10 protein-coding genes are annotated in these 9,193 nt (G+C 59.1%); 7 read left to right on the forward strand and 3 right to left on the reverse strand.

All coding sequences use genetic code 11. The annotated features are described in order from the left end of the window. Nucleotides 1-443: 443 nt before the first annotated feature. Nucleotides 444-716 carry a sigma factor-like helix-turn-helix DNA-binding protein gene (locus DI606_RS20390; RefSeq protein WP_353682144.1) on the reverse strand — a complete coding sequence of 91 codons (273 nt, stop codon included), beginning with the start codon at nucleotides 714-716 and terminating at the stop codon, nucleotides 444-446. 233 nt (nucleotides 717-949) lie between these two features. Between DI606_RS20390 and DI606_RS18260 the strand changes: the two genes are divergently transcribed. The 7 genes from DI606_RS18260 to DI606_RS18290 all read left to right on the forward strand — a co-directional run bounded on the left by DI606_RS18260 (nucleotide 950) and on the right by DI606_RS18290 (nucleotide 5,371). Then, nucleotides 950-1,705, forward strand: coding sequence for an autoinducer binding domain-containing protein (locus tag DI606_RS18260; protein WP_182914034.1), 756 nt, complete (start codon nucleotides 950-952; stop codon nucleotides 1,703-1,705). A 78-nt stretch (nucleotides 1,706-1,783) separates the two neighbouring features. After that, a complete protein-coding gene (locus tag DI606_RS18265) occupies nucleotides 1,784-2,410 on the forward strand; it encodes an acyl-homoserine-lactone synthase (RefSeq protein WP_286867564.1) in 627 nt (208 codons plus the stop codon). 12 nt (nucleotides 2,411-2,422) lie between these two features. Continuing rightward, nucleotides 2,423-3,337, forward strand: coding sequence for a phytanoyl-CoA dioxygenase family protein (locus DI606_RS18270; protein ID WP_286867567.1), 915 nt, complete (start codon nucleotides 2,423-2,425; stop codon nucleotides 3,335-3,337). A 6-nt stretch (nucleotides 3,338-3,343) separates the two neighbouring features. Further along, nucleotides 3,344-3,685 carry a MarR family transcriptional regulator gene (locus tag DI606_RS18275; protein ID WP_286867570.1) on the forward strand — a complete coding sequence of 114 codons (342 nt, stop codon included), beginning with the start codon at nucleotides 3,344-3,346 and terminating at the stop codon, nucleotides 3,683-3,685. A gap of 348 nt (nucleotides 3,686-4,033) precedes the next feature. Continuing rightward, on the forward strand, nucleotides 4,034-4,561 hold the full coding sequence (locus DI606_RS18280) for a hypothetical protein (protein WP_293985315.1): 528 nt from the start codon (nucleotides 4,034-4,036) through the stop codon (nucleotides 4,559-4,561). Continuing rightward, the gene (locus tag DI606_RS18285; RefSeq protein ID WP_293985316.1) at nucleotides 4,512-5,141 is read left to right on the forward strand and encodes an RES family NAD+ phosphorylase; all 630 of its coding nucleotides are present in this window, start codon (nucleotides 4,512-4,514) and stop codon (nucleotides 5,139-5,141) included. The genes DI606_RS18280 and DI606_RS18285 overlap by 50 nt, the downstream gene beginning before the upstream one ends. Continuing rightward, a complete protein-coding gene (locus DI606_RS18290) occupies nucleotides 5,138-5,371 on the forward strand; it encodes a DUF6429 family protein (RefSeq protein WP_286867575.1) in 234 nt (77 codons plus the stop codon). The genes DI606_RS18285 and DI606_RS18290 overlap by 4 nt, the downstream gene beginning before the upstream one ends. 320 nt (nucleotides 5,372-5,691) lie before the next feature. Here DI606_RS18290 and DI606_RS18295 read toward each other — a convergent pair whose 3' ends face one another. Further along, nucleotides 5,692-6,747, reverse strand: coding sequence for a PepSY domain-containing protein (locus tag DI606_RS18295; protein WP_286867578.1), 1,056 nt, complete (start codon nucleotides 6,745-6,747; stop codon nucleotides 5,692-5,694). Further along, on the reverse strand, nucleotides 6,747-8,900 hold the full coding sequence (locus tag DI606_RS18300) for a TonB-dependent receptor (RefSeq protein WP_286867580.1): 2,154 nt from the start codon (nucleotides 8,898-8,900) through the stop codon (nucleotides 6,747-6,749). The genes DI606_RS18295 and DI606_RS18300 overlap by 1 nt, the downstream gene beginning before the upstream one ends. Between the last annotated feature and the right edge of the window lie 293 nt (nucleotides 8,901-9,193).

Here is a 9,193-nt window from a genome sequence, read left to right on the forward strand (position 1 = left end):
CCAACACGGATAGACAGGCTGGGATTATGATCATCATGAGCCGGACATAGGCACAGACCACGATCCTTTTGCCATGTTCCGCCTAGCTTTCGGCAAAGGACTTCGCCCTCAAATTCCAGTTCAAAAGATTTTATCATCACAGTCTCGCCTGACGGATTATGCGTGATCCATGTTCGAGTTCGGCAACATGTCCACGCGCCACCGCACATTGTCGTTGGACTTCATCGATGCACTTGCAGAGTTCGTAGCTGTCGCTGCGCACGACCCGCTTTTTCGCCAAAGCAACTTAAGAATTATCTGCCCCATGTCGCATCGGCACTGCACGGCCCGAAGATGCGGAACCATGCGAAATGCTAAAATAGTCATTCGGCCAGCGCCTGGACGGCAGCTGTGACGGCGTTCCCGCCAAGTTTGAGCTCCAGGAGATTGTTTGTGAACTGCAACTATGAAGACTGTTCTTCATCGAAGCGCCGCGCTGCTTGCAATATGTGTCGGCGCACTTTTCCGGGGGCTATGCAGAGTTGGGCGGCGATATCGTCAACAGCCATTCTCTGAACAAAATAGAGTTCAAGGACTGGCCGGATCGCAGGAGGCACCATACGGATAATTCTACGCAAGCATTGCGCGTCCTTCCGCACTTGCCTTGCCGCGCGGAGCGCAGCGGAGATGCGCATACATGGCGTATGAGCCAATTTGCTTTTGAAGCGGGAGGGCATGCCAGGCCTTTGATAAAGTCATACTGTCACCGGACAGGTTCCATTTCCCCCATCAGCCTCCCCTTCAGTCCGCTCGATCCTTTCGCACTTGCGAACCAAGCTGACTTACGGATTGAACCGGCACAGAAATTTTCCGTTGCGATGCATTCTTGATAGAATTTTCAAGCGTGGATTCTAGCGAGCCGTCGCCAACGGTTCGAGTGATGGCATCCGTCGCTATGAAGGAGACAATCATGATACAGAGCCAGGAATTCCAGTCGATCATTCAGGCATTCTATGATGCGAAGGACGAACAGGGCATATATGAGACCTTTGATCACCTCACATATTTTCTCGGTTTCAAATATTTTGCCATTGGCCACCACGTCGACCTGCTCAATCCACCGATCGCGTCCTTTGGCATTTCAAACTATTCGTCGGGCTGGCTGAATGAAGTCTTTCATGAGCGGTACTTCATGGACGACCCCATTCACTTCCTTTGCAACGGGCGACATGCAGGCTTTGCCTGGCCGGAGTCGCACCTGTTGAATCGATTGAATGAGCGGCATCGCCATATTCTCGAACGCGGCGCGTTACGCAATTTCCAGTCCGGTTATACGATCCCAGTTCATCTCCCTGGCGAATATTCAGGAAGTTGTACGTTCGCCACTCCGACCTCGGGCACCATCGCTCACAACGTTTTGCCTGCGGCCTTCTTCGCTGCGTCTCATGCGTTCGAAGCCATTCGGCGTCTGGCGCGAACAGCGGCGGGACTTGGGCTGGAGCCTCCCCCGCAGTTCACCGATAGGCAGCGCGAAGTCATATTGCTTATGGGTCAAGGCAAGACCTATGCGGAAATGGGCATGATCCTGGGAATATCCCGCGAGACGGCGCACCAGCACTGCAAATTGGTTTTTAGGGCGTATGGCAACATCCAGCGGTGCAATCTGATTGCCCGGGTGCTGTATGACGGCATTGCGAGCTTTCCCGAAATGCTGCGAAAGCAATAGCAATACCCAGTTTGGGTCATAGGCCGTTATTGTCCATCGCACCGATGATGCCTTCTCCACCACCAAGGGAGCATCATCATGATCCAGATTTTCGAAGGCGCGCAGTGGGCCAACGGCCTGCCCATACTTGATGGAATGTATCGCGACCGGAAAAAGATTTTCGTCGATCTGCTGGGCTGGGACGTGCCGGTCGTCGACGGCGCCTACGAGATAGACCAGTTCGACGACGAACATGCCATTTATGTGGTCGCCACAAACGAGAAGGGCGAACATGAAGGCTCGATCCGGTTGCTGCCCAGCAGGCGACCGCATGTCCTCGGGAGTATCTTTCCCGAACTGTGCGACGGCGCGATCCCTGTCGGCGAAAACGTTTTCGAGCTCAGTCGCGCCTGCCTGTCGCCACGCAACAGGGCAGCGCGTCGGCTGCAGGTTCGCAACGCCGTGACGACGGCAGTCGTCGAGTTTGCATTGTTGCGGGGAATTGATCGGTTCACATGCATCGCGGATTCCGGCTGGCTGAGCCAGATCCTGTCGCTGGGATGGGACTGCAGGCCGCTCGGACTTCCCAGAGATATTGCTGGCTTGAACACCGGGGCGCTGGTTATCGAAATCGACAGCGATACGCCCGACAAATTGCGGACAGCAGGCACATATGTGCCCATGCGCATCGTCCATGCCCACGCTGACGGCCGCGCTGCGGCGTGAAGGAGATACTTCATGACTATCATCGCTATCGACCGGCTGGCGCCGGATACGCACTCATGCTGCACACAACTTGATGCCCACGGCTACTGCATCATTCGCGGTGCTGTCCCGCCCCTCCTGGTTGACAGGCTGGCGAACGACCTCGCATCGGATTTCCAATCAACGCCCCATTCTACGGGTCCATTTTATGGCGAGAAGACGCGGCGATTTCACGGGCTCCTTCGTCGATCGCGCCATATCGGCCGCTTCGCGCTCGATCCACTGGTTGTCGCGATCGTCGAAACCTTTCTCAAGCCCTGGTGCGATACGATCCAGATCAATCTCACCCAGGCGATCGAAATAGAGCCGGGTGGCCTCCCACAGCCACCTCATCGCGATCAGGACATGTGGCCGGTTCGTTCTCCTGATGTTGAATATATGATCAACGTGATGTGGCCCTTCACTTCCTATCGGGCGGAGAATGGCGCGACCCTCATCTGGCCTGGCAGCCACCGACGACAGGATGATATCGTCATGCCGCTGGAGGAAGCCATCGCGGCGGAGATGAACCCTGGCGACGCGCTGGTATTTCTGGGATCGACCTTGCATGCTGGCGGCGCTAATCGGTCGCTCGACGCCCGCCGGGGCATGATCATCAGCTACAGCCTGGGCTGGCTCAAGCCTTATGAACTGCCGTGGCTCGCCTATCCCCCCGAAATCGCCCGTTCGCTCCCCCGGTCCCTCATGTCGCTTGCAGGCTATCAGGCACATCGGCCAAATCTTGGTACCTATGAGGGGCGTTGTCCGTCCCTGCTGCTCAGTGATGCTGCCGATGCAGCGCAAGGCGCGATAGATATTCTCCATCCCGAACAGGAGCAGTTGATCGCGGACTATCGGGCGGGCCGTCTTTCACCAAACACGGCCAGCCAGCCGGGTGATGACGGGTAATGTGTCGTGGCGCGCCGTCGTATTTGCCATGCGCTGATCGAGCAGCCGCGGATCACTGAACGCGAATTGGGTCTCGACCGATATCAGTGGTCGGAATGGATGATGCTTCTCGATCTCTACATGATCGAGCAGCAAGACATGGAGGAAGTGTTCAGGCAGTTTTCGCGCAATTCGGGGCGATCAGAAACGACCGGCTATCGCAGGACCGTCGAAATGGTCGATGACGGCCTGCTCGATCGAATCCCCGATCCTCGTGATCGCAGGCGGAGTTTCATCCGCTTGTCGGACCGGACGAGAGCGAAAATGGACAAGGTGATGGACAGTCTTGCGACGCTGCTGCTCGCATGAGTTCCTGCAGAATGGTCGTATGAGCGAAATGTCAGTAGGGGTGCAGGACATGCCTGCGGGCCGGGCGTGTCGGTGCCGATTGAAAGCACAGCTACCAAATCTTCCGCGTTGGCCAGTCGCCGATGCAGCATTGAGGTTTCATGATTATTATGATACCTTTCCAGAGAAATATGAAACAATCTATTGCTAGGAACTGAGATGGCTGGCGGGACGACACCACATCGAACCCCAAGCAGGCGTGCTGGGCGGGTCGGCACATCTGCGAAACCGCCAGCGGTGGGCCAGGTGCCTACAGGCGCCAGCGATGATCTGGTGGAAGTCTTTCTCCAACGCGCGAAACGGGCGCTTATGCGTATTGCAGAGCATATGCCGCGCGACCGCCTGATCGAAGCGGTAGGCGCATCTACAGATACCGATGTGTTGTTTCGGTCGCTGCGCGATGCGGTTGCGATCGGAACAGAAATCGAGCCTGACACGCCCGATCCTCTGACGGAGGCTTTCCTGCGCGGCGCGGAGCGTAAGCGCGAATTGCTCAAGGGCGATGGTGGCGCCCTGTCGGCTCAGCAACTCGCTGGCCATCTTGCCATTACCCAGCAGGGCCTGGGCAAGAAGCGCTCCAAAAATCAGGTTTTCTGGCTCGAGGCGGGCCATGGCTATGCTTTTCCGGCATTTCAGCTGGGCCCGGACGGCCTGTTGCCGGGTGTGCGTGAGGTACTCGACGCATTCAACGTCGAAGATTCGTGGACGCGCGTTAATTTCATGCTGACGGGCGACTATCGTCTGGGCGGCGCGCGACCGATCGACGTTTTGCGCGAGGGGCGGATTGATGACGTGGCAAGAGCCGCCGCAGCCTATGGCGAGCATGGCGCAGCCTGATCCGCATTTCGAGCCGCCCGCTGATCTCGCCTCGCGCGCCTTGCCGATCGAGACAATTGCTCCTGGCACAGCGCTTTATCGACTGCATCGATCCGATTTAGGGGCGCTGCATTTTGGCAAGACCGGACATAACAGGTTCGATGATCCGCAGAGCATTTTCGGTGTCTGCTATTTGGCCCTGTCGCTGGAGGGCGCCTTTGCGGAAACCTGCCTGCGTGCCGTCGGCGCGACACTCCTATCCTATACCTTCCTGGCGGAACGGTCGGTGACGACAGTGGTCGCTGCCAGAACGCTGCGACTCGTCTCCCTGCATGGGCCGGGCCTTGCTGCGGTCGGCGCGACAAGCATTATCAGCAGCGGACTACATGCAACGGCGCAGGCTTGGTCGCGCGCGCTTCATGACCATAGCGACGCGCCCGACGGCCTGAGCTACCGCGCCAATCACGATAATGGCGAACATTGCATCGCCTTATTCGAGCATACTGCCGACGCCCTTTCCGAAACGGCAAACGATCCTCTGACAGCCGATCGCAAGCGTCTTGGCGTGCTTCTTGATCGATCTAAGGTCTCGCTGGGATGACAGACGATGTCGACACCGATCGGGTCGATCAGACCATACTCGCATTGTTGTGGTTGAACCTCAAAGTGACAGGCGCGGCCTGGAAAGGTTTCGACTGGGAGGCGATGGAACGGCTGCATGGACGCGGCCTGATTTCCAACCCGGTCGGAAAAGCCCGCTCCGTTGAACTATCCCCTGAAGGACTTGAGGAAGCCAGACGCCTGTTTGACGAACTATTTTCCTGCCGCTGAACGTGCATTCGGCCTGCAGGAAACGTTTCACATCACATTGCCACATCGAACCAACTCACGCCCTGCCACCCGTCTGGTTTTCTGTTACGCCGGTGCAGGGGCATCCAATGCGGGCACGGCGCACCAGCGGCAATGACGATCGCTTAGGATAAGCTGGTCGATATCAAGGATGCCCATCTATTCGGTATCGGCAGTGCAGAGAAACTCTGGAAGCGTTCGAAGGGTTGCGCTTTCCGGACAGAGCTTGTCTGAAATTTAAAATCAGAAGATCAACGACCTCTTTCAAGAGGGTGCGGCTCAGCATAGTGGATCGACGATTTTCAAGACCTCCGCTTCGGCCGCCTGAACCAGAAGGACCAGACCGCCAGCGTACCGAGCAGGGTCATCGCCAATCCGGACAGGGTCATCAACATCCTGAACGCAAGCCCGCCGACCTTTGCCGCGTGCAGCGGATAGAGGAGATTATAGCCCTTTACCGCTGTTGGGAGCTTCGATGCATCCCGCGTGGCGACCAGCACGCCGCTGTCGGCCGCGAACCACAGGGTCGTGCGGCCATTGGGCAGCCATTCCTGTGGCCGCCGCACCCGCACGGTAATCAGCCCGCTATCCTTGCGCGGCAAGGTGAGACTGCGCAATTCTGCATCGGGGAAGCGTTCTTTCACGGTTACGATCATGCGCGCCCAATCCAGATGCGGTGCCAGCCGGCCGGTCCGCGGTGGCGGCGCAGCCAGGGACCGATCGATCTGGGCCGGCGCGCCCGGTCCAAACAGCAGCGCCGCCATCGGACGGAACACCAGTATTGCGCCGGTCAGCAACGAGAGCAGCAGGAGTGGCGCGACGACGACGCCCAGGTCGCGATGATGCCGCATAATCGCCGGTCGGGTCATCCGCGCAGGCACAAGCCGCCATTCGAAGGTCTTGCGCGTACGCCACCACAGCAAAAGGCCGGTGACCACGAAGAACAGACCGCATATAGCGGCCATGCCGATCACCACTTCGCCCGCATCGCCGCTAAACAGATGATGGTGCAGATCGAACAGCCACAGCTCGGGACGTTCCCACTGACTGTTCCATTGCAGCACGACGGTGCCATGCTGGTCGGCATAGGCGCCGTTGCCCGCCTTGTAGAGCAGGCGCAGCAGGCCGAAATCGTCCGACGCATAGGTGATCGACTGCGGCCTGCTGGCCGGGTCTGCCATAAGCATCTGCGTCGCCGTCGCTAATTGGCTGATGTCGTCTGACCGCCGGTCATGTGCATGCGGCGCCAGCGTCCAGGCATTCTTATGGACCAGCAAGGCACCGCTCAGCCCCAATAGCGCCAGCAGGAGCCCGATCAGGCCACCGGTCCAGCGGTGCAGCAGGTCGATCATTTTCACTAGAAGCGATAGTCCCAGGACAAGGTGAAATTGCGGCCGCGTCCGGCAAAATAATGGGCGTTATCGTTCGGCCTGACCGTCTGGCTGTAATAATCGATATAGAAGCTGTCGAAGATATTCTGCGCGGACAGGGACAGCGCGCCAAAGCCGGTTTGATACCGCAGGCTGATGTCGGTCGTATCATAACCGCCGAAGCGGTAGAGCGCCGGATAGGCATTGGGCGTCCGCTCGAACTGGCGCGACAGGAAGAATTGCGTCTGGATGCGCGCCGACAATGGACCCTGCACATAGCTGGCGGCGATGTTCAGGCGGTCGGGCGAAATATTGGCGCCGTCCAGGTCGCGATCCACCACGTCAATGCCATTGGCCGACCCGTCGGTACGCCCGCTCAGATGGGCATAGCCGGTCGACAGGGTAAGGAATGGCAAAGGCGTCTTGACGCTCAGGTTCAGCTCCAACCCCTGAATCTCGACGCGCTGGCGCTGGATTTCGAACGGCGCGCCGATCGCGGTCTGGACCAGCAGCGATCCATTCTTGCTGGTCGACCAGAAATAGGCGGCGCTGGCATCGAGCGGTCCCCGCTTCAATTCTATGCCGATCTCGCGATTGTTCGAAACGATCGGCTCGATATTGACATAATCGTCAATGTCGACTCCCGCCGTGCCGACAGCGCGAGCGATCCGGCCGACGTCGGGGACGGTATAGCCTTCGGCATAGCTGGCATAGGCGCGAATGCCCGCCCAGGGCTCCAGGATGACGCCGCCATTGATCAATGTGTCACTGAAGCGCGGCGTGCCGCCCGACACCGCCACGCCCCCATAGCTGGCCAATGTGGTGTAATCGTCGATGCTGATCTTCACATCCTCATGCCGGACACCGCCCGCAATGCGCAGCTTCTTGTCGAACAGCGCGAGGTTCGCCTGGGCGAACGGCGCAAGGCTGCGATAGTCGGTCGGCGGCACCCAGCTCCGCCCGGTGGCGATCAAGCGCTGGTCGGTCAGGTCATAAAGCGCATCGAGGCCGATCGTGGCGGTCAGCGCCTCGAACCCCGGGACGGCGCGCTCATAGCTGAGCTTGCCGCCATATTTGCGGCTGCGATTCTGCGATTGATCGAACAATGTCCCAATCGGCGCGATACTGGCGTCCTGGAAGGTCGCGATCGGCGCAATCTCACCGCCATAAGTGTCACGCGAACGGTTGAAGAACAGCTGGGCGATCAGGTTACCACCGGCCAGATCGCTATCGGTCAGCGACAAGGCCGCGCTTTCCGTGCGGCTGGTGGCCGGGACGCCCGGCGGCGTACCGCGAATGGACGTGGTCGGCCGGTCGATGAGGTAATCGCCGTTGGACGCGATATAGTCGCCCTCGCCCTTCAACTGGAAGCGGCTCATGATGAGGTCGATGCGCGCGGTGTCGCTCAGTGCATAACCGAACCGGCCAAATAGCGACCAGCTACGACTGTCCTGCGTTTCGCCCTGGGTCAGGTCGGTTCCCACGCGGTCGCCATGGCCGTCATAAAAGGCCCCCCGTTTTTCATAGGCGCCCCCCACCATCGCGTCCCAGCGGCCACCGCGCCAAGCGATCAGGCCAGCGACCTTGCCGCCGATGCCGTCGCCATGAAAGCCGGTATCGGCATTGCCTTGAACCAGCATTCGACCCGAAAGCCCGTCGCTCTTGGGCGGCGCGACCGTCACTTGATTGACGATGCCGCCGGTCCCACCAATGCCCTGGAGCGCATTGGAGCCGTAGATCAACTCGACCCGGTCGACGAAGAAGGGATCGATGGTGAAGCCATCGCGCGCGCCATCGCGCAGCGGCGCCGTCTGGGGTATGCCGTTAATCGCATAAAGCGGCGAGCGACCACGCAGCGTCTCGCCAGCGCCCGACAGCTTCTGGCGCGTCGGCGAGAAAGACGGCGTCAGCGCCGAGACGGCATCGACGATCGAGCCGCCAATCGCGACCTGCTGGTTCAGCGCCTCTTGGCCGATCACGTCGACGGTCAGCGGCAAGGCATTGGCAGGCAAGATGGTCCGCGTCGCCGTGACGACGATATTGTCTGCACTCTCCGATACTGGAGGCCGCTGCGCGAGCGCTGGCGCGACGGTCAGGGTAAAAGCGCTGCTGGCAAGCAGGATAGTTGATCGGCGATACATGGCGTCCCTCTCTTGTCCAGGCCCCGCTAGCCATGCAACGCCGATGTTGCAAGTCATTAGCATGACTTGGATCAAGCATTCCAGTTATGAACTGGGTGTTCCGATCAGTAATCAGTTAGCATTTCAGCGCCATGTGAGCTCAGAGCGACCCCGATGGTAACTCCAACCATTTTCCGCCGGCATGGCATGTACCTCCTGTCCGTCGTCAGAACATTCGGCACAACTCGCGGCGTAGATTAGCGGAGTGCGGACCTCGTCAGGGGGTTGATGTTAGGCGGCGAACTTGCGGTGCT

Origin of the sequence: Sphingobium sp., from assembly GCF_003248505.1 — a bacterium.
In the GTDB taxonomy this organism is placed as follows: domain Bacteria; phylum Pseudomonadota; class Alphaproteobacteria; order Sphingomonadales; family Sphingomonadaceae; genus Sphingobium.